The following is a 21,206-nucleotide window of genomic DNA, read 5'->3' as shown; positions in this document are numbered from 1 at the left end:
AAACGCAACTGAATGAAGGAGAGGGTAAGAGAGTGGAACCGATAGTGCAATATAAAGACGTTCATAAATCATTTGGGCAAACCGAAGTATTAAAGGGGATTGACCTGGATATCAAACCATCTGAAAAAGTGGCTCTGATCGGTCCGAGTGGTTCTGGTAAAACGACGATCATCCGGATGTTGATGACACTGGAAGAACCGACAGCTGGCGTCATTGAAGTGAACGGCGAGAACTTATGGCAGATGGAGAAGAAAGGTGAGTGGGTGACAGCAGATGAAAACCATCTGCGTTCCATTCGCGGAGATATCGGCATGGTATTCCAACATTTTAACCTATTCCCACATATGACGATATTGGAGAACTGCATGTTGGCTCCAGTTCTCGTGAAAAATGAAAGCAAGGCGGAAGTGAAAGCGACGGCCGTTGAGATGCTTGAGAAGGTGGGACTGGGTGACAAAATCGAACTCTATCCTGCACAATTGTCAGGCGGACAAAAACAACGTGTCGCCATGGCTCGCGCCTTGATGATGCGTCCGAAAGTCATGCTGTTCGATGAAGTGACGTCCGCCCTCGACCCAGAGTTAGTCGGAGAAGTGCTGGAAGTCATCCGTGATTTGGCGAAGGAAGGGGAGATGGCAATGATCCTTGTTACACATGAAATGGATTTCGCCCTCGACATCGCTGATCGTGTCGTCTTCCTGAATGAAGGCGTCATCGAAGAACAGGGTGCGCCTTCAGAAATTCTGATGAATCCAGAAAGTGAGCGTCTGCAAGATTTCTTAGGACGTTTTACAAGCAGTAGATGAAAAAGGGGCTGTCCGAGAAATTTCGGCCGGCTCCTTTTTAACGTGGGAAGAAGTTGTCGGGAAGGGTAGCCGAAAATGTTCGGTACGTTGGCTGTTTGGCTCGCTTGTTAAGTGATTTGGTTCGGGATGACCCGACTTTGGTGCGGTCCGGAAGATTTTTCGCTTGGTTCGTTGGCATTTTGGCTCGGTGCAATGACACTTTCGTGCGTTTCTCTTCTACGCTTGCCGGAACACGGAAAAAAAGACTGTCACTGAAAACTTCCAGGACAGCCTTTTATCTTCATACGATGGTCAGCCACCACCATAATCCGGTTAACGTAATAAATAAAGTAGGAACAGTTAATACGATACCTACTTTGAAATAATACCCCCAAGAAATTCGGACGCCTTTTAATGAAAGAACATGCAACCAAAGCAAAGTAGCCAATGATCCGATCGGTGTCATTTTCGGTCCAAGATCAGACCCAATGACATTAGCGTATATAAGAGCTTCGCGAATTTCAGGTGATACAGCTGCATCTTGGATGGCCAATGCATCGATCATGACGGTCGGCAAATTATTCATGAAAGAGGACAGAATAGCAGCAATGAAGCCCATACTGATCGTGGCGGCATACAATCCGTGGCTGGACGTCCATTCGATCAAACTAGTCAGCGTAGCGGTCATGCCTGCGTTTCGTAAGCCGTATACAACAACATACATGCCGATTGAAAAGAAGACGATTGCCCAAGGCGCACCTTTTATCACTTTATTTATTTCTACAGCGGGACTGCGTTTGGCTGTCAGCAAGAAGAGAAGTGCTACCGCCCCTGCAACAAATGAAACAGGCAGAGTGAGGGATTCGCTGGCAAAGTAGCCGATCAACAAAATGCCGAGTACAATCCATGAAATCCGAAACATTCTCTGATCCTGAATGGCAGCGGCAGGTTGACGCAGCCGCGATTCATCGAAATGCTTCGGAATGGATTTAGCAAAATAAAGATAGAGTACCAGGATGCTCGCGATCAAACTGAAGAAGTTCGGGATGATCATTCGGCTCGCATATTCCGCGAAACCTATGCCGAAGAAATCAGCGGATACAATATTCACGAGATTGCTTACGACGAAGGGAAGAGATGTCGTATCCGCGATGAAGCCGGATGCCATAACAAAAGGCAAAATCATCTTTTCTTTAAAATCGAGAGCTCTCACCATTGCCAAAACAATCGGAGTCAAAATCAGAGCAGCCCCATCATTCGCGAATAGTGCCGACACGGCAGCACCTAGTAGAATGATGAGCAAAAACATCCGCGATCCGCTGCCTCTGGCAAACCTCGCCATATGCAATGCCGCCCATTCGAAAAATCCAATTTCATCCAGAATCAATGAAATGATGATCAATGCTACGAAGGTCAGCGTCGCATTCCAAACGATGGATGTTACATCCAGAACATCTGAGAAGCTGACAACTCCAACGAGCAATGCCAGAATTGCACCTGCTACCGCAGACCAACCAATGGATAACCCTTTCGGCTGCCAGATAACAAATACAAGTGTCAGTAAAAAGATTAGGAAAGCCAAAATTATTTGCATCGATTATTCTCCTCTCTGCAGGTGATCGTCTGTCTTGGTAATAGTTTGAGTAGATCAAGTAATAAAGAGTATTGAGGATGATGAGCGTTAATCGACCAATAAATCCATCTGCCGCGCCTTTCATCCAGCACGATTCCTTCTTTCTTCAATCTGTGCATATGTTGGCTGACGGCAGGCTGCGATACGTCCAGCAAAACAGTCAGGTCGCAAATACACAAAGGTCCTTCTTCTAACGCTTTCAGCAACCGTAATCTTGATTTATCGCCTAGCGTTTTCATATAGCGTTCCAATGTTTCAATATCCATAAAAGGCTCCTTTAATGTTTGTTAAAACTATTATATAAGTAGTTGCTTATATGTACAATGCTATTATCGAAAAAGATTATCAAAATAAAAAGAAGCCACTCAATAAAGTGACTTCTTTCCATTGTATAGTTGGTTGACCTACGTTTACCGTTCTTTGCTTAACTCATCATGTATGAGATTCATATTGTATTCCAAGTATTTGATGTACGTATCCACTTCATCACCAGGGTTACCGATTTCATCAGAGTAGATTGGCTTTTCCGTGATTGGAACGCCGGTTTCTTTAGATACTGTTTCCATTGGACGTGTATCGACATTAGATTCTACAAAAAGAACAGGTACTTTATGTTCTTCTATATAATGGATCAAGTCTTTAATTTGCTTAGGTGAACCGTTTTCCTCTGTATCGATTTCCCATATGAAGGCTTCTTTCAAACCATAGTGATCATTCAAGTATTGGAAAGCACGTTCACTCGTTACCAGCACGCGATTTTCTTCAGGTATGGTTTCAATACGCTCTTGGAATTCTGCATCCAAGTCTTTCAGACGTTGTACATATTCGTCACCTTGCTCTTTAATCTTATCGCTGTCTGACGGATGCTGTTCAATCAATGCATCACGCAAATCTTCAGCCATCTTCACTCCTACAGCTGGATCGATGAACGCATGCGGGTTGATTTCTTCATCGCGGCCATCTTCTCCACCCAAATACTTAGGTTCCACACGCTCCGTTAAACTATAGATGTTCTCTTCTTTTTGATTCACAGAATCCATCATTTTAAAGAACCAGCCGTTTTTCCCGCCTTCAAGGTTTAAGCCATTATAAAATAGAACATCGGCGTCTGTTGCGGCTTTAATATCATCGGGTAACGGCTCGTATTCGTGAGGGTCCGTTCCAGTTGGCACTAAGTTATACACTTCTACCAAGTCCCCGCCGATTTCACGTGCCATATCCGCGATGATTGTAAAAGACGTCACAACTTTCAATTTTTCATTGGACTCAGTTGGTTTTTTACCTTCATCCGAGTTTCCTTCCTTAGGGCCGTTGTCGTCATTACCGCATGCTGCTAACATGAACACAGCAAGTAAAGACAAACCTAACCATTTTACAAAACTTTTCATTTGATTCATTCTACTCCTTTGTGAATAATTATATTTATTTTTCCGCATCGGCGGTTGATCCTTTAATTTACCATCGGCTTGCGTTTAGACTTGGAGCGAAACTTACTGACTACAATCCCTTGCTTAGGTGAGAATAAAAGTGCCACTACGAATAGGGCAGTCGCTGCCAAAGCGATGACGGGACCGGACGGCATGTTGTATAAAAAGCTGAAATAGAGACCGATAATGGAAGACATCGCACCGAAGAATGAAGCGAGCACGACCATGATCGATAGGCGGTTCGTTAAGAGATAGGCTGTGGAAGCAGGTGTAATCAATAAAGATACTACCAAAATCACTCCAACCGTCTGTAACGAAGCAACCGTCACCAAAGTCAGTAAGAACATGATGCCGTAGTGAATCAGCCGAGTTTTTAAACCATAGGCTGCAGCCATCGTTTCATCAAAACTGGAAACGAGCAATTCTTTGAAGAACAGAATAACAACTAGAATCACGATGGCTCCGATTACCAATGTCAGCCACATATCAGAAGTTCGGACAGATAACACATTACCGAATAAAATTTGTGTCAGGTCCGTCGCACTTTTTGCTTGTGTGATCAAAATGATACCAAGGGCAAAAAACGCTGAAAATACGATCCCGATAGATGAATCATTTTTAATTCGGCTGTTTTGAGAGATTGCCCCGATTCCAAAAGCGGTTAATACTCCCGTTGCGACAGCTCCATAGAAATAGTTGATGCCAAGCATATACGAAATAGCAACGCCTGGCAGAATGGCGTGAGAAATCGCATCCCCCATTAATGCCATGCCGCGAAGTACGATAAAGCTTCCGATCACACCGCAGATAACCCCGACCATAATGGAAGTGATAAACGCTTTCTGCAAAAATCCATATGTCATTAAATCTTGAATAAACTCCATTACATCGAAACCTCCAAGCCATCGAACATGAATTGTCGGTTGTATGCTTTCGTCATATTTTCCGCCTGGAACACTTTGTTCACAGGCCCGGCATCGATTAATTCCTTATTGATTAATACCAGGTCGTCAAAATAATTTTTTACTTTTGACAGGTCGTGGTGAACAACGAAGACAATTTTGCCGGCTTCCTTCAATTTTCGTAATATATCAATGATGACTTCTTCACTAGACACATCAATACCGACAAACGGTTCATCTAAGAAGAAATAATCCGCTTTTTGAGCCAATGCCCGTGCTAAAAACACGCGTTGTTGTTGCCCGCCTGAAAGTTCGCTGATCTGTCGGTTCGCAAATTCCTCCATGCCAACTTGCTTCAGACATTCCATCGCCCATTCTTTGTCGGCTTTTTTCGGACGCCGCAATAAGCCGACTTTAGGATAAGTTCCGAGAAGAACTGTATCTTTTACAACAATTGGAAAGCTCCAGTCGATATTCGAACGTTGTGGAACATACGCAATTTGTTTGCGCATTTCATCTATAGACTTGCTGCCAAGTTTGACGGAACCGCAATCTTTATGGATTAATCCCAGCATGGCTTTCATTAATGTTGATTTCCCGGCACCGTTTGGACCGAGGACCCCAATTAAACTTGAGGCTTTAAATGAAAAGGATATATCCTTTACAACTTCATTTCCGTCATACGATACACTGATGTGTTCGACTGTTATCGGATCAACCATCTTGTTTCCTCCTTCAATTATCTTTCCCTCGTGCAACTTTTAGTTAAATAAAAAACTAATGAAAATTTTATTTAGGCAATCGTTCAATTTTGAAAGTTATAAAATGCTATAAAACATTAGTTTCCCTCATGCAACTCTAGTGCATGATTTGTACTAGATTCTTTCCCTCGTCCAACTTTTTACAGTATAGCTTACTCAAAATAATCTGTAAAGGTATAAATGAAAAAAGTTCTCAAAAAGGTTTAGTATTTTACACAATATCTCCGTCATATAGTAGTTAATATATTCACGGATTGAAATGGGATATTGGACGAATACCCAAGGAAAGTTGTGTAATTTCCAAAAGGTGAAATCAACTGGACGTTTGGCGGGATAAAGAATAAGGGTAAGTAAATACTAACCAGACAAGAAAGGAGCAATTGTGAATGAAGAAAATTACAGGACCACTTATAGTCGTCATCATTTTAGTTGTCATAGCAGCTGTTATGATTGTCCCGAGCTATAATAAATTAGTGAATTTAGAAGAAGATGTCGATCAGTCGTATGCACAAATTGAAACTCAATTACAGCGCAGAGTGGACTTAATTCCAAACTTAGTCAGTACAGTAAAAGGTTACGCGTCTCATGAGAAAGAGGTTTTGGAGAACATCGCGAACGCCCGCAGTAAAATGGCGGGAGCGCAAGGACCGGAAGAGCAGGCAGCAGCGGATTCAGAGCTCTCAAGTGCACTGAGCCGGCTACTGGTAGTCGTGGAAAATTATCCGGATTTAAAAGCCAATCAAAACTTTCAACAACTAATGGATGAATTGGCGGGTACAGAGAACCGAATTGCGGTCGCACGAAAAGATTACAATGATGTAGTGTCTGTCTTTAATCGAAAAGTAAAACGTTTCCCTGGTAAAGTCATTGCATCCACTTTTGGCTTTGACGAAAAAGAATATTTCAAAGCGGTTGAAGGGGCGCAACAACCGCCAGCAGTCGATTTTGGGGATGATACGAAGTGAGGAACCGTTTTTGCATGTTTGTTGCCGTGCTGCTACTCGCCCTGATTGGCACTGCAGCACCTGCTCATGCGATTACGGAAGTGATAGTGGATGACGCGGATGTTTTGTCACCTCAACAAGAAGCGGAATTACGGGAGTATGGCATTCGTTTACAGGGTGCTACGAAAGCAGAATTTGCGGTGCGTACAGTTTATTCGCTTGATGGGGTACCGGTGGAAGAGTATGCCGTAAAAAAGCTCCGAGAACTGCAACTTGGCGATAAAAGTATGGACAACGGAGCATTGCTGATCGTTTCCACCGAAAAGGATGAAGCGGCAGGTATTAAAAGAGAGTTTTATCTAGCGACGGGCTATGGATTGGAAGGTGCGCTACCGGACGGTAAAGTGGGACGCATCATCGATGAAGTGGCGATGCCTTATTTAAAAGCAAACCCACCACAACCTGATTTGGCAATAATGGAAGCGTATAAAGCGTTCTACAATGAAATTGCAGCGGAATATGGATTGGATGGAGAAGAGCTTCCGGTTGATTACCCTGAATCTTCGGAGGAACCTGGTCTTCCACCTATCATTGTCATCTTCATTATTTTATATATTCTCTATCGTATGTTTAGGGGCGGTGGAGGAAAAGGCGGTGGCGGTCCGCGCGGCCGATCTCGCGGAGGTCCGATTTTCTTCCCGGGTCCGATGGGAGGCGGGGGTTCCGGTGGTGGATTTGGAGGCGGCGGCTTTGGCGGCTTCGGCGGAGGTGGTGCCGGCGGAGGTGGCGGTGCAGGAAGAAGTTGGTGAGCGAAAAACAATAGGGCTGTCGGGAAAATGATTTTCCCGACAGCCTTCTTTCATTATATGTAGATGAAATATTTGCTGGTCGATCATAAACCATCCTCCAGCGCTCATAAACATCAGTTGCCGCTCATATCGCATCTCTAGCCGCTCATACGCAACCTTCAAGCGCTCATAACATCACTGAACACGATCATAAAGACACTCCCAGCGCTCATAAGACAATTTTATTTACGTAAACAATGTCCTTGCGTAGACTCGATTCATTCTATACGATAAAATGAGAAAAACTTACGGGGTGAAGCACATGAAATTCTCATTTTACACAAGACCGAACTGCGGGTTATGCGAAGAAGCTGAACGGATGCTTCGGTTGGTCGCGGAAGATCATCCGATTGAATGGCAGACGATCAATATTGAAGAAGACGAACAAGCCCATGAAAAATACATGCTCATGATTCCGGTCCTCGAACAAAATGGAAGCGTCTTAAAATACGGAAATATCGGATATATAGATATTTTAGAAATAATTGAATAATGAAAACGCTTTCTTTGTTGAATTGAATTTTAAAAGATGTTATACTCTATGTATAATATTTTTTTAATCTGGGTGGGACAAAATATTTTATTTGGGATCAATATAAACCCACCGCTGAAAAGAGTGATGTGATTGAGCTTATCATTTATCGATGCGCAACTAGCACTTGTACCTGAACTTCCATCGTTAATTGAACAAAGGTATCACTTGCTGAAACTCATCAAACTTACAGGACCGATTGGCAGAAGACCATTGAGTTCGATGTCCGGCTATTCCGAACGTGAAACTAGAACGATGCTTGAATTATTGAAAGAACAAGGTGTAGTGGATGTGGCTAAAGAAGGTGTAACCATTACCCCAAAAGGTGTAGAAGTACTTTTTGTCTTGCATGAAACGATAGAAGAACGATCTGGCAGACGACAACTTGCAAATGAACTTTCGCAGCGACTTTCTATTAAAGAAGTCCATATAGTGGAAGGTGACTCAGATTGTTCCGAGTTGACAAAAAAATTACTCGGTATGCATGCAGCCAAGCAATTTCGTACTCAAATCAATGACTTTAAAGTAGTAGCCGTGACAGGTGGCAGTTCAGTGGCGGCGATACCTCCTTTCATGCAGAACGATGAGTTGTCTGATTTACAATTCATTGCGGCGCGGGGCGGAGTTGGAGAAGAAATTGGTTTGCAAGCGAATATGATTGCAGCATCTTTTGCAGAAGCTTGCGATGCTTCATACAAAGCGTTTTATTATCCAGACACACTTAGCGAAGAGGCACATGCAGTATTCCAACATGAGCCTGCCGCAAAAGAAATGTTGGATTTATATAGCAAGACGGAGTGTGTTATACACGGCGTCGGTAATGCTTCCAAGATGGCGTTGCTGCGCAATTCCTCAGAGAATGAACAGCAAATACTTATGGATAAACAGGCTGTCGGAGAAGCTTTTGGCTTTTACTTCAATCGGGACGGTGAAATTGTTCATCGGATCCGTACGGTCGGTATTCAAGTGGAACATTTACAAAATGTACCACTAATATTTGCGGTAGCTGGGGGAGAGAGTAAGGCAGATGCGTTATTGTCTTACCTAGCAAGCGCTCCGCCGCAAACGATTTTAGTAACAGATGAAGGGGCAGCACAAAAAATGCTGTCGCTTATGTAAACTATGGCTATTTAATGCCTGTAAAAGGGCAACTATAAAACAACTACTTAAATGGAGGGATTTAGTATGACAGTGAAATTAGCGATTAATGGGTTTGGACGAATTGGACGAGTGGTATTGCGCGAGACGTTGAAAACAGAAGACGTAGAAGTAGTGGCAATCAACGACCTTACGGATGCAGCGATGCTTGCACATTTATTGAAATATGATTCCGTCCATGGCGTATTAGATGCAGACGTACAATCCGATGAATCATCATTAGTGATCGATGGCAAAAAGGTTAAAGTATTTGCAGAAAAAGATCCAGCTAATTTACCATGGGGAGATCTTGGCGTAGATATTGTCATAGACTCAACTGGGGTGTTCCGCGATAAAGAAAAATTGCAAAAACACATCGATGCTGGTGCTAAAAAAGTCATCCTCTCCGCACCGGCAAAAGGTGAAATGACAACACTTGTAATGGGTGTAAACGAAGAAACATACAATCCTGCAACGGACCATATTGTTTCAAACGCATCTTGTACGACGAACTGCCTGGCGCCTGTCGTGAAAGTATTGAATGATACATTCGGTATTAAACGTGGAATGATGACAACGGTCCACTCTTATACAAATGATCAGCGCATCTTGGACTTGCCGCATGAGGACTACCGTCGCGCACGTGCAGCAGCAGAATCCATGATTCCGACATCAACTGGCGCAGCTTCAGCTGTAACAAAAGTAATTCCAGAACTAAAGGGTAAACTAGATGGAATGGCAGTACGTGTACCAACACCGAACGTTTCCCTTGTGGACTTTGTTGCGGAAGTCGGTCAAGACGTCACGACTGAACAAGTGAACGCTGCGTTAAAGCAAGCTTCAGAAAATGAATTAAAAGGGCTTCTATACTTCAATGAACTGCCACTTGTTTCTATTGATTACAATGGCAATACAGCTTCTTCTACAGTGGATGCATTGTCTACTATGGTGCTTGACGGAAATATGGTAAAAGTTATTTCTTGGTACGATAATGAATCCGGCTACTCTGCGCGCTGTATCGATTTGGCTCGCTATATGGAAAAACAAGGACTTTAAGCCAAGAAATCGAGTGATTCTTTTATAAATCATAGCCAATTTATTGTTGATTGATTATAATGAATGAATATGGGTGGGAGGAACGGATAAACCCGTTCCTCCCCTTTTGATTATGGCAAGGAGGACAAGATCTATGAAGTTAAAGAAAACGGTTAGAGATGTCGAGTTGAATGGAAAGCGCGTCTTTTGCCGCGTAGATTTCAATGTACCGATGGAAGAAGGAAAAGTGACCGATGACACACGGATTCGGGCCGCACTCCCAACAATTGAGTATATGACAGGCAAAGGTGCGAAAGTCATTTTAGCGAGTCACTTGGGACGTCCAAAAGGCGAAGTAAAGGAAGATATGCGCTTGACGGCTGCTGGAGAGCAATTGTCTGAACTTCTTGGCAAACCTGTACGGAAATTGGATGCTTCTGTAGGTGAAGAAGTTGAACAAGCGATCGCTGCAATGAAAGATGGCGATATCCTTCTGCTCGAAAACGTCCGTTTCAATCCGGGTGAAGAGAAGAATGATGCAGAACTAGCAAAACAGTTTGCTGAACTTGCAGATGTGTTTGTTAACGATGCATTTGGAACCGCGCACCGTGCACACGCTTCCACTGCCGGGATTGCTCAATACATACCCGGAGTTCTTGGCTTCTTGCTGGAAAAAGAATTAGATGTCCTCGGCAAAGCGTTGTCTGATCCTGAACGGCCTTTCACTGCTATAATTGGAGGGGCGAAGGTAAAAGATAAAATCGGTGTTATCGATAATTTATTGGACAAAGTGGATAATTTACTTATTGGCGGCGGTCTTTCGTATACGTTTACACGTGCGCAAGGTCACCAAACTGGAGATTCGTTAGTGGAAGAGGATAAAGTAGAGCTGGCGAAGTCGTTCATCCAAAAAGCAAAGGACAAAGATGTCAACTTATATTTGCCGACGGACGCAGTAGTGGCGAATGCTTTTTCAGTGGATGCAGAGACAAAAACCGTCTCAGTCGGAGAGATTTCAGAAGGCTGGATGGGACTGGATATTGGACCGGAAACAGCCGAGCGGTATAAGCAAGTAATTCTAGACTCCAAGTTCGTCATTTGGAATGGACCGATGGGCGTATTTGAAATGGAACCGTTTGCGAACGGTACGAAAACCGTTGCAGATGCGATGGCAGAAACGGCTGCGTACACGGTGATCGGCGGTGGAGATTCGGCGGCTGCTGTTGAAAAGTTCGAGGTGGCGGATAAAATGGATCACGTCTCCACAGGCGGCGGTGCTTCATTGGAATTCATGGAAGGTAAGGAATTGCCGGGAGTTGCGGTACTAGAAGATCGAGAATAGGAGGAATTCTTTTGAGAAAACGTATTATTGCAGGAAATTGGAAGATGTATAAATTATCCAATCAAGCTGCAGATTTTGCTGAACAAATCAAAGAACGAATCACTGCATCTGATAAAGTGGAAGCGGTCATTTGCCCACCTGCACTTTATGTAACAGACTTGCTGCAACGTTTTGAAACGAGTGCTGTCAAAGTGGGTGCACAAACGATGCACGATAAGGATGAAGGAGCATTTACTGGGGAAATCAGCCCAGCCATGCTTGCAGATCTCGGTGTGCAGTATGTCATACTTGGACACTCGGAACGTCGTCAGTATTTCAATGAAACAGATGAAACGGTCAACAAAAAAGTAGTGGCTGCACACAAGCATCAACTTGTGCCAATCGTATGTGTCGGAGAAACGTTGGAGCAACGAGAAGCGAAGGAAACGGTCTCGTTCGTTTCCGCTCAAGTGGAAAAAGCATTTGCCGATATCACGGCAGAACAAGCAAAAAAATCCGTCATAGCCTACGAACCGATCTGGGCTATCGGAACAGGAAAGACTGCTACTGCCGAAGATGCCAATGAAGTGTGCGGAGCGATCCGCCATAAAATAGAGACCATCTACTCAAAAGAGGTGGCGGACGCTATCCGCATCCAATACGGCGGCAGTGTCAAACCGGAAAACATTGCTGAGTTACTCAGCAAAGACCATATTGACGGCGCACTAGTTGGGGGAGCGAGCCTAGATCCGGAAGCATTTGTTCAATTAGTGGAGGCTGGGACTCATGTCGAATAATCCAGTCGCGCTCATTATTTTGGACGGCTTTGGATTGCGTGACGAGAAATACGGAAATGCTGTTGCGCATGCCAACATTCCAAACTTCGATTTGCTGTGGAAGAATTTCCCTCATGCTACGTTGACGGCGTGCGGGGAAGCGGTCGGTCTGCCGGAAGGACAAATGGGAAACTCAGAAGTGGGTCATTTGAATATCGGGGCAGGACGCATCGTTTACCAAAGTTTGACGCGTATCGATAAGTCCATTCGCGAAGGCGAGTTTTTCGAAAATGCAGCATTGCTTGAAACGATGGAACACGTCAAGACCAATAATTCCGCGCTTCACGTGATGGGATTGCTGTCCGACGGGGGCGTTCACAGCCACTATGAGCATTTATTCGCATTATTGAAACTAGCTAAACAACAAGGTGTCGAACGAGTTTACTTGCATGCGTTCCTAGACGGACGAGACGTTGGACCGACGACGGCTTTACCTTATATCAAACGGACAGAAACAGAGATGAAAGAAATCGGCGTGGGACAAATCGCGACAGTTTCCGGCAGATACTATGCAATGGACCGTGATAAGAGATGGGATCGTGTTCAAAAGACATACGATGCAATCGTTTATGGCATCGGAAAACATGTGGATTCTGCAGAAGAAGGAATTAGCGCGTCGTATACCGAAGAAATACATGATGAATTTATTGAGCCATTTGTGGTACAACAAGATGGTAAGCCAATAGCTACTGTCGAGAATGGCGATGCAATGATTTTCTTCAATTTCCGTCCAGACCGTGCGATTCAACTGTCACGTGCTTTTACACAGCCGGGTTTCGACGGTTTTGATACGGGTGTCAAGAAGTTCACCGACTTACATTTCACCGGCTTCACTCATTATAGTGAAGATGTGGTGGCGGATGTCGTTTTCCATAGCGTCAATCTAACGAAAACGGTCGGTGAAGTATTAGCGGAACGCGGTAAACGGCAATTGCGAATTGCGGAAACGGAAAAATATCCACATGTGACATTTTTCATGAGTGGCGGCCGTGAGGAAGAGTTTGAAGGGGAGACCCGGATCCTCATTAATTCACCTAAAGTAGCGACTTACGATTTGAAGCCGGAAATGAGCGCGTATGATGTAACATCCGCGTTGATTAAAGAAATCGAAGCAGAGCGGCAAGATGCGATCATTCTAAACTTTGCCAATCCGGATATGGTCGGACATAGCGGAATGCTTGAGCCGACTGTCAAAGCGATTGAGACGGTGGATGAATGTCTAGGACGAATCATCGATGCGCTATTTGCAAAAGGCGGATCAGCAATCATCACAGCGGATCACGGTAATGCGGATGAAGTCACTACGATCGGCGGACAGCCTATGACGGCACATACGAAAAACCCCGTGCCTGTCATCGTGACACAGCCGGACGTGACATTGCGGACAGACGGTATTCTCGCAGACTTAGCGCCTACCTTACTCAAAATGCTAGGAATTCCTCAACCGGTTGAAATGACCGGCAAACCATTATTCTAAGGAGAGATCATCATGCCAATCATTACACATATTCAAGCTAGAGAAGTATTAGACTCACGAGGTAATCCAACTGTAGAAGTAGAAGTGTTCACAGAAAGCGGTGCATTCGGACGTGCAATCGTTCCGTCCGGAGCTTCCACAGGTGAATACGAAGCGGTTGAATTACGCGATGGCGACGAGAATCGCTACAATGGAAAAGGTGTTTTGAAAGCTGTTGATCATGTGAATGAAGTGATCTCTTCAGAACTTGAAGATAACTATTCCGTTTTGGATCAAGTAGTGATCGATAAAGCATTGATCGAATTGGATGGTACATCAAATAAAGGCAAGCTCGGTGCAAATGCTATCCTGGGTGTCTCCATGGCAGTCGCGCATGCAGCGGCAGACTATTTAGATCTTCCGCTTTATCAGTATTTAGGTGGTTTCAATGCGAAACAATTGCCGGTACCGATGATGAATATTTTGAACGGCGGAGAGCACGCAGACAATAACGTCGATATCCAAGAGTTCATGATCATGCCTGTCGGCGCAGAATCTTTCCGTCATGCTTTGCGCATGGGAACTGAAATTTTCCACAGCCTGAAAAGTGTATTGCATGAAAAAGGCTTAAATACAGCGGTTGGTGACGAAGGCGGATTTGCTCCGAACTTAGCTTCAAACGAAGAAGCTTTGACGACGATCATCGAAGCGATTGAAAAAGCGGGCTACAAAGCGGGCGAGGAAATCTTGCTTGCAATGGACGTAGCTTCATCTGAATTCTACGATAAAGACCAAAACAACTACTACCTGGCAGGAGAAGATGTTCGTAAAACATCTGAAGAAATGGTTGCTTGGTATGAAGAACTTTGCGAAAAATATCCGATCGTATCGATTGAAGACGGTTTGGATGAAAACGACTGGGCTGGCCATAAACTATTGACTGAGCGTATCGGTCAAAAAGTACAGTTGGTCGGGGATGATTTATTCGTAACAAATACGGATAAACTATCACGCGGAATCGAAGAAGGAATCGGTAACTCAATCCTGATCAAAGTGAACCAGATCGGTACATTGACAGAAACATTCGATGCGATTGAAATGGCTAAGCGTGCAGGTTATACAGCTGTGATTTCTCACCGCTCCGGTGAATCTGAAGATGTGACGATCGCAGACATCGCAGTCGCTACGAACGCAGGACAAATTAAAACAGGTGCTCCTTCACGTACAGACCGCGTTGCGAAGTACAACCAATTGCTGCGTATCGAGGATCAATTATTTGAAACAGCTCAATACTTAGGCAAAAAAACATTTTATAACCTCAACAAATAATCGAACTAGCAAGCGTCATCTGGCACAATTTGCATCTGGATTATGATAAAAGGTTGTGCCGATGACATAGCTTTGTTAAAATAGAAATGTTGTGACTTGCTATTTTGGGGGTGGAAAAACATGCATGCCGTTTTAACAGCATCGCTTGTAGTCGTAGCTATAGCATTAATTGTTGTCGTATTATTGCAATCCGGTAAAAGTGCGGGACTGTCAGGAGCCATCTCCGGAGGGGCAGAACAACTTTTCGGTAAACAAAAAGCACGCGGATTGGACTTAGTTCTTCAACGAACTACGATTGTCCTATCTGTATTATTTTTTGTCTTAACAATAGCGATAATGAAAATATAAAAAGCAAGCGCCTGACCAAGTTTGAACGGTCAGGCGCTTTTCGTAGAAAGGATCGAATGACATGCGAATCGCACAACCTAAACCGTTTTTCTTTGAACATGGAAAACGTGCTGTATTACTTTTGCACGGCTTTACGGGGACATCCGCAGATGTTCGGATGCTCGGCCGATTCCTGGAAAAGCATAATTATACTTCATTGGCACCACATTACCGAGGACATGGCGTACCGCCGGAAGAATTGATCAAGACCAATCCTGATCAATGGTGGGAAGACGTCCTCGCAGCTTACAATCAGCTAAAGGACGCAGGTTACGAAGAAATCGCAGTGGCTGGACTATCTCTTGGCGGAGTGTTTTCATTGAAGCTTGCAACCGAATATCCGCTAAAAGGTGTCGTCACGATGTGTGCGCCGATGACAATGAAAACGACAGATCTCCTGTATCAAGGTGTTTTGAAATATGCGCGGGACTATAAGAAGTTCGCGGGTCAAAACGATGAACAGATAGAGCAAGAGGTAGCGGATTTGAAAACAAAGTCGATGCCGGGACTGAACGATATGCGACCGCTGGTGGAAGGTGTTCGTAAAGAAGTCAATCAAATTTACACACCGCTCCTTGTTGTTCAAGCAACTCAAGACGAAGTGATCGATCCGAATTCGGCTCAAATCATTTACGATGAAGCAGAATCGACTGACAAAGAATTACAGTGGTATGAAGAATCGGGACATGTCATCACGCTCGGTCCAGAAAAAGAACAGCTTCACGAAAAAGTGCTGCAATTTCTGGAATCACTTGATTGGCAGGAGTAAAAACAGGGGAAGATACAAATAGTAGGTAAAGAAGGAGGAGATGTTTGTTTGGACGCATTTGAAAAAGAGTTACAAGATCGGATTTTGTCTTTAGTGAAAGAAGAATCCTACAAACCGCTCACAGTTCATGAAATTCAGGAAGTGCTCGGAATAGAGCAAGCAGCAGAGTTTAAGGAACTAGTGAAAATGCTCGTACAGCTTGAACAAAACGGAATTATCGTTCGCTCACGCACGAATCGCTACGGCTTGCCGGAACAGATGAATTTACTTCGCGGTAAATTTATTGGTCATGCGAAAGGATTCGGATTCGTCGTACCGGAGGAAGTGGTAGGAGACGATGTCTTCATCCCGCCGCATGAAGTGAATGGTGCTATGAATGGCGATACGGTACTTGTCCGGGTTTCCGGAGATTCACATGGAGACCGACGGGAAGGCGTCATTACGAGAATCGTTGAAAGAAAAACATCGACTGTGGTTGGTACGTATGTAGAAAGAGATGGATATGGCTTCGTATTGCTTGATGATAAAAAACTTCCAATGGACGTTTTCGTCGAAAAAGGGAATACGCTTGAAGCCGTCGATGGTCATAAAGTAATCGTCGAAATCACGCATTGGCCGGACAACACCCAGTCCGCAACAGGAATGATCGTGAAAATCCTCGGTCATAAAAATGATCCCGGAGTCGATATTTTATCCATCATTCATAAACATGGAATCGCCGTCGAATTCCCTCAAGAAGTGATAGACCATGCAATGAGTGTACCGACGACTGTACAAGAAGAGGATTTCTTCAAACGTAAAGATTTACGCAACGATACGACGATCACAATTGACGGAGCAGACGCAAAAGACTTGGATGATGCTATCGCTTTAGTGAGAGACGACGATGGTTCGTATCGTTTATTCGTCCACATATCAGACGTAAGTTACTATGTAACCGAAAATTCCCCGATGGACGCTGAAGCGGCGGACCGCGGAACGAGCGTCTATTTGACGGACCGTGTGATCCCGATGCTTCCACACCGTTTATCGAATGGGATCTGCTCATTGAACCCAGGTGAAGACCGCCTGACATTGACGTGTGAAATGAAAGTGGACCAAAACGGTAAAGTGGTTGAACATGAAATTTATCCGAGTGTCATTAATTCGAATCATCGAATGACGTACACGGATGTATATGAAATTATCGATAACCAAGATGAAGAGTTGTCGAAGAAGTATGAAGAAATTGTGCCGATGCTCAATGATATGGCGAAACTTGCAGCAATCCTCCGTCAGAAACGACAAGATCGCGGCGCCATTGACTTTGATTTCAAAGAGTCTAAAATTCTCGTGGATGAAGAAGGCTGGCCGACAGATGTCGTCATCGTCGAGCGTACCGTTTCTGAACGATTGATCGAAGAATTTATGCTGATTGCCAATGAAACGGTAGCAGAGCATTTCCACTGGCTGCAAGTGCCGTTCCTCTACCGAATTCACGAAGATCCGAAAGAAGAGAAATTACAGCGCTTCTTCGAGTTTTTGACCAACTTTGGAATCGTGGTCAAAGGGACAGGCAACCAAGTCCATCCGCGCGCATTGCAGGAAATCGTCGAATCGATTGAAGGACTTCCAGAAGAATCGGTTATTTCAACAATGTTGTTGCGCTCCATGCAACAAGCAAAGTACTTTGAGGAAAGTCTCGGACATTTCGGTTTATCGACGGATTACTACACGCATTTCACCGCACCAATCCGAAGATATCCAGACTTGATCGTTCACCGCTTGATCCGGACGTATTTATTCGAGAAGGACTTGTCACAAACGACGATCAGCCACTGGTCCGCACGCTTGCCTGAAATCGCGCAGCACACGTCTGAACGTGAACGCCGTGCCGTTGACGCAGAACGTGATACGAATGCGTTGAAGAAAGCACAGTACATGATGGATAAGATCGGAGAAGAATTTGAAGGTGTCGTGTCATCTGTCACGAATTTTGGAATTTTCGTCGAGCTCGAGAATACGGTAGAAGGACTGGTCCATGTACAAAACATGAACGACGACTATTATCGCTTCGATGACCGTCAAATGATCATGATCGGCGAACGGTCAGGCAAACAGTTCCGTATCGGGGACGAAGTGGAAGTGCGTGTAATTTCGGTTAAGCCGGAAGAGCAGGCAGTCGACTTTGAAATCGTCGGCATGAAGCAAAATTTCCGCGGTTCACGTAAAGAGACGCCAAAAGTGATTCATTCTGGCGGCAGCAAAGGTAAGGGCCAAGGGCAGAAACAAGGTGCTGGCGGCAGTCGCGGCAAGAAAGACGGCGACAAACGCAATAAGAAGTACGAGAAGCCGAAGAAGAAATTTTACGAAGGCATTCCGAAGAAATCTAAGAAGAAACCAAAGAGAAAATAAGGCTGGAGACATCTACTCCAGCCTTCATCTGACGTCAGCCAAAACATGCTGACATTAGATGATGCCTCCGGCGGATGTCATGGTTTTTGAAAGGACGCAATCGCGAATATGTGTGATCCAAAATCCAGACGCAATCACGCCGAGGCGTGATTGATAAATAGGGGAGGAATGGAACATGGCCAAAGGATCCGGTAAAGTACTGGCTGTCAACAAAAAAGCCAATCATGATTATGCGATTGAAGAGACGATTGAAGCAGGAATCGTGTTAAAAGGAACGGAAATCAAATCAATCCGCAAAGGGAAAGTGCAGTTGCGGGATGCATTTGTTTTAATCCGGAATAATGAAGCATGGATTTCCAATATGCACATCAGCCCTTACGAACAAGGGAATATTCACAATCACGATCCATTGCGTGCGCGGAAACTCTTGCTTCACAAAAAACAGATCAGTACATTGGTAGGTATCACAAAAGAACAGGGCTATTCAATTGTGCCGTTGAAAATGTATGTAAAGGATGGCTTTGCTAAAGTATTGATCGGTGTCGGTAAAGGGAAAAAGTTATACGACAAACGCCAAGACTTGAAAGAGAAAGAGCATAAACGGGATATGGAACGTGCTTTCAAATCAAGGCAACAAGATTGATTGAGAGCGCAAATTATTGTATACTATAAATAGTTTCAAGTACGACCCGCCATTTGAAAGTGACAAATGGATGTGGGTTCCGGACTTTCCTTCGGGGACGTTACGGATTCGACAGGGGTGGTCTGGGCTTGAGCTGCGCGTCGGAGGGATCGTCTCCGTCAGAAACGACAGTTAATAATAACTGGCAAAACAAACAACAACTTAGCATTCGCAGCGTAAGCTGACTGAATCTACCTTTCGTTTCCATCGCTCATGTGGAGGCGTCAGGTTCACTTATTAGTGAGCTACGCTGACATCTGCCTCCTGAGGCTGTCAGAAGAGATTCCCAGGATAGCACACAAGACGCCTTGATTGACGGCATAATGCTGTGCGAACCGAAAGTAGTCAATCTACACGCGTAGACGCTGAAGTAGCAGAGCCTTTGGACGCGAGTTCGACTCTCGCCGTCTCCATATAGATGTATATGGATATCTCCCAGTATTAATGGCTGGGGGATTTTTTGTATACGCGTTGCCAGGTCCTAAAACAAATCCGCAAACATATGCTAATACATGAGAATAAATTGTGTGTATTACTTACATGGGGAGAGGAGCTAATGGGTCTTGGCTACAAAACCGCAGCAATTACAAAAGGGCGATACTGTAGGGATTGTAACGCTTGGAAGTCCGTTGGCGGCTAATCGCATTACGGAAGGAATTCGGATGTTACAAAGTATGGGATTTAAAGTGGTTGTGGGGGAACATGTGTATTCTGCTAATGGCTTTCTTGCGGCAACTCCCCGGCAAATGGCTTCGGATCTAATGAAGATGTTTACAAATCCGGAAGTGAAGTGGATTTTACCTGCCCGGGGTGGAGTCGGGGTGGAAAGTATTTTACCATTCCTTGATTTTACCGTCATTAAACAAAATCCTAAAATTGTTTCGGGCTACAGCGACATCACGATTTTATTAAATGTGTTGTTTGAATATGCGGACCTCATCGGTTTCCAAAGTTTGTTATTGTTAGACTTTAATCCACAAACCCCATCCTATAATTTCAATCAATTCTTTAAGGCGACATCGACTGTCACGGCGCCTTGGCAAATTACCAACCCACCTGGAGTTCCACTTATCGGAGCGGTTCCGGGAAATGTCACAGGACCGATTGTAGGCGGAAATCTCACGTCATTCGTGGGTACTTTAGGCACGTCCTATGAATTCAATACGGAAGGCAGAATTCTTCTTTTGGAAGAAACACATGAACCGATCAATACGGTGTATCGATACGTAAACCACTTAGCGATGGCGCGGAAGTTTGAAGATTGTGCTGGAATCATTATGGGACAATGTACGAACTGTGAATCGGCCTACGGGAAAAGCTATATGGATGTGATCAATGAATTTCTAGCTCCACTTGGAAAACCTTTAATGACCAACTTGGCAACCGCACACGGCCATTATAAAGCCACCGTACCTATTGGAGCCAGTGTGAAAATGGATACGGTGAATCGAACGTTGACGGTGATGGAGCCAGTGGTTAAGGTGTAGTCGAAAATGAGGCCAGTGGAGATGGGAATCGGCATGGTATACAATTAATTATCCGGTTTTACTGATGTATGCAAGGATTGGGAGTATACTAATAAAGTAAGGATGTCTACTTCAATAAAATAGAATTCAGAAATTTATAAATGGTCTATAAGGACGATAAGAATAGTAGGTGAAAAAATGGGGAAGTATCAATTGGATAGCAAAGGTCAGGTGGCTATAGTAAAGTATCATGAAAAAAACAAGCCTGCCCAATTTAATAAAAAGCAGCAGCTTGAAAAAATACGTGCGGAGTATTTGGAAAAAAAGCAGAAACAAACAGATAAATAATATGACGCTGAGGCAGCAGTATCTTTTGACGCTGTTTCGGTTGCCACTGTCTCTATATGAGAGTAAGGGTGTTATTATAAGAGAATCAGGGATATTGTATGAGAGGAATCTCTTGTGCAATATTCCTTTTTATGGTCGGATTATTTTGGATGATGAAATAAATAGATTGACGTCACTCAAAGAAAATGTGATCTGCATCGGCCACAGTCTAAAG

General features: G+C 44.2%; 21 protein-coding genes and 1 other RNA gene. 17 read left to right on the top strand and 5 right to left on the bottom strand.

Going from position 1 to position 21,206, the window contains the following annotated elements; translation table 11 throughout:
- Positions 1-32 precede the first annotated feature (32 nt).
- Positions 33-806, top strand: a complete 774-nt coding sequence (gene ehuA / locus MKY93_RS15275) for an ectoine/hydroxyectoine ABC transporter ATP-binding protein EhuA (protein ID WP_340759994.1) — start codon at positions 33-35, stop codon at positions 804-806.
- 280 nt (positions 807-1,086) lie between these two features.
- Here the strand turns inward: ehuA and MKY93_RS15270 are convergent, their stop codons facing one another.
- The 5 genes from MKY93_RS15270 to MKY93_RS15250 all read right to left on the bottom strand — a co-directional run bounded on the left by MKY93_RS15270 (position 1,087) and on the right by MKY93_RS15250 (position 5,469).
- The gene (locus MKY93_RS15270; protein WP_340759991.1) at positions 1,087-2,379 is read right to left on the bottom strand and encodes an arsenic transporter; all 1,293 of its coding nucleotides are present in this window, start codon (positions 2,377-2,379) and stop codon (positions 1,087-1,089) included.
- Complete coding sequence (locus MKY93_RS15265; protein WP_340759989.1) at positions 2,370-2,684, bottom strand: ArsR/SmtB family transcription factor; 315 nt, start codon at positions 2,682-2,684, stop codon at positions 2,370-2,372. The genes MKY93_RS15270 and MKY93_RS15265 overlap by 10 nt, the downstream gene beginning before the upstream one ends.
- 144 nt (positions 2,685-2,828) lie before the next feature.
- Positions 2,829-3,806 carry a metal ABC transporter solute-binding protein, Zn/Mn family gene (locus tag MKY93_RS15260; protein ID WP_340759987.1) on the bottom strand — a complete coding sequence of 326 codons (978 nt, stop codon included), beginning with the start codon at positions 3,804-3,806 and terminating at the stop codon, positions 2,829-2,831.
- Positions 3,807-3,868: 62 nt separating this feature from the next.
- Positions 3,869-4,729, bottom strand: coding sequence for a metal ABC transporter permease (locus MKY93_RS15255; protein ID WP_078817912.1), 861 nt, complete (start codon positions 4,727-4,729; stop codon positions 3,869-3,871).
- Positions 4,729-5,469 carry a metal ABC transporter ATP-binding protein gene (locus MKY93_RS15250; protein WP_078817914.1) on the bottom strand — a complete coding sequence of 247 codons (741 nt, stop codon included), beginning with the start codon at positions 5,467-5,469 and terminating at the stop codon, positions 4,729-4,731. The genes MKY93_RS15255 and MKY93_RS15250 overlap by 1 nt, the downstream gene beginning before the upstream one ends.
- Positions 5,470-5,894: 425 nt before the next feature.
- Between MKY93_RS15250 and MKY93_RS15245 the strand changes: the two genes are divergently transcribed.
- The 16 genes from MKY93_RS15245 (at position 5,895) to MKY93_RS15170 (ending at position 20,992) form a co-directional block, all read left to right on the top strand.
- On the top strand, positions 5,895-6,473 hold the full coding sequence (locus MKY93_RS15245; protein WP_078817916.1) for a LemA family protein: 579 nt from the start codon (positions 5,895-5,897) through the stop codon (positions 6,471-6,473).
- Complete coding sequence (locus tag MKY93_RS15240; RefSeq protein WP_340759982.1) at positions 6,470-7,261, top strand: TPM domain-containing protein; 792 nt, start codon at positions 6,470-6,472, stop codon at positions 7,259-7,261. Before MKY93_RS15245 ends, MKY93_RS15240 begins: the two co-directional genes overlap by 4 nt.
- 301 nt (positions 7,262-7,562) lie before the next feature.
- Positions 7,563-7,793, top strand: coding sequence for a glutaredoxin family protein (locus tag MKY93_RS15235; protein ID WP_340759980.1), 231 nt, complete (start codon positions 7,563-7,565; stop codon positions 7,791-7,793).
- Positions 7,794-7,925: 132 nt separating this feature from the next.
- Positions 7,926-8,951, top strand: a complete 1,026-nt coding sequence (locus MKY93_RS15230; protein WP_340759978.1) for a sugar-binding transcriptional regulator — start codon at positions 7,926-7,928, stop codon at positions 8,949-8,951.
- A gap of 66 nt (positions 8,952-9,017) precedes the next feature.
- A complete protein-coding gene (gene gap / locus MKY93_RS15225; protein ID WP_340759976.1) occupies positions 9,018-10,025 on the top strand; it encodes a type I glyceraldehyde-3-phosphate dehydrogenase in 1,008 nt (335 codons plus the stop codon).
- A gap of 133 nt (positions 10,026-10,158) precedes the next feature.
- Positions 10,159-11,346 carry a phosphoglycerate kinase gene (locus MKY93_RS15220; protein WP_340759974.1) on the top strand — a complete coding sequence of 396 codons (1,188 nt, stop codon included), beginning with the start codon at positions 10,159-10,161 and terminating at the stop codon, positions 11,344-11,346.
- A gap of 11 nt (positions 11,347-11,357) precedes the next feature.
- The gene (tpiA, locus tag MKY93_RS15215) at positions 11,358-12,122 is read left to right on the top strand and encodes a triose-phosphate isomerase (protein ID WP_340759973.1); all 765 of its coding nucleotides are present in this window, start codon (positions 11,358-11,360) and stop codon (positions 12,120-12,122) included.
- Entirely contained in the window at positions 12,112-13,638 is a 1,527-nt protein-coding gene (gene gpmI / locus MKY93_RS15210) for a 2,3-bisphosphoglycerate-independent phosphoglycerate mutase (protein ID WP_340759972.1), read from the top strand. Before tpiA ends, gpmI begins: the two co-directional genes overlap by 11 nt.
- A 12-nt stretch (positions 13,639-13,650) precedes the next feature.
- Positions 13,651-14,946, top strand: coding sequence for a phosphopyruvate hydratase (gene eno / locus MKY93_RS15205; protein WP_221836840.1), 1,296 nt, complete (start codon positions 13,651-13,653; stop codon positions 14,944-14,946).
- A 120-nt stretch (positions 14,947-15,066) separates the two neighbouring features.
- Complete coding sequence (secG, locus tag MKY93_RS15200; RefSeq protein WP_009498255.1) at positions 15,067-15,294, top strand: preprotein translocase subunit SecG; 228 nt, start codon at positions 15,067-15,069, stop codon at positions 15,292-15,294.
- 61 nt (positions 15,295-15,355) lie between these two features.
- Positions 15,356-16,102 carry an alpha/beta hydrolase gene (locus MKY93_RS15195; RefSeq protein ID WP_340759963.1) on the top strand — a complete coding sequence of 249 codons (747 nt, stop codon included), beginning with the start codon at positions 15,356-15,358 and terminating at the stop codon, positions 16,100-16,102.
- Between the two features lie 48 nt (positions 16,103-16,150).
- Positions 16,151-18,496: a ribonuclease R gene (gene rnr, locus MKY93_RS15190; RefSeq protein WP_340759960.1), complete on the top strand. Its 2,346-nt coding sequence runs from the start codon at positions 16,151-16,153 to the stop codon at positions 18,494-18,496.
- Between the two features lie 175 nt (positions 18,497-18,671).
- Positions 18,672-19,139 carry an SsrA-binding protein SmpB gene (gene smpB / locus MKY93_RS15185; protein ID WP_340759958.1) on the top strand — a complete coding sequence of 156 codons (468 nt, stop codon included), beginning with the start codon at positions 18,672-18,674 and terminating at the stop codon, positions 19,137-19,139.
- Positions 19,140-19,232: 93 nt separating this feature from the next.
- Positions 19,233-19,594: a transfer-messenger RNA gene (ssrA, locus tag MKY93_RS15180) on the top strand.
- A gap of 147 nt (positions 19,595-19,741) precedes the next feature.
- Positions 19,742-20,665, top strand: coding sequence for a S66 peptidase family protein (locus tag MKY93_RS15175; RefSeq protein WP_340759956.1), 924 nt, complete (start codon positions 19,742-19,744; stop codon positions 20,663-20,665).
- 177 nt (positions 20,666-20,842) lie between these two features.
- Positions 20,843-20,992 carry a hypothetical protein gene (locus tag MKY93_RS15170; protein ID WP_340759954.1) on the top strand — a complete coding sequence of 50 codons (150 nt, stop codon included), beginning with the start codon at positions 20,843-20,845 and terminating at the stop codon, positions 20,990-20,992.
- Positions 20,993-21,206 lie beyond the last annotated feature (214 nt).

The sequence above is a fragment of the Sporosarcina sp. FSL W7-1283 genome (assembly GCF_038003105.1).
Lineage (GTDB): Bacteria > Bacillota > Bacilli > Bacillales_A > Planococcaceae > Sporosarcina > Sporosarcina newyorkensis.
The sequence above is the reverse complement of the archived record's forward strand: the minus strand, read 5'-3'. Positions and strand labels throughout refer to the sequence as shown.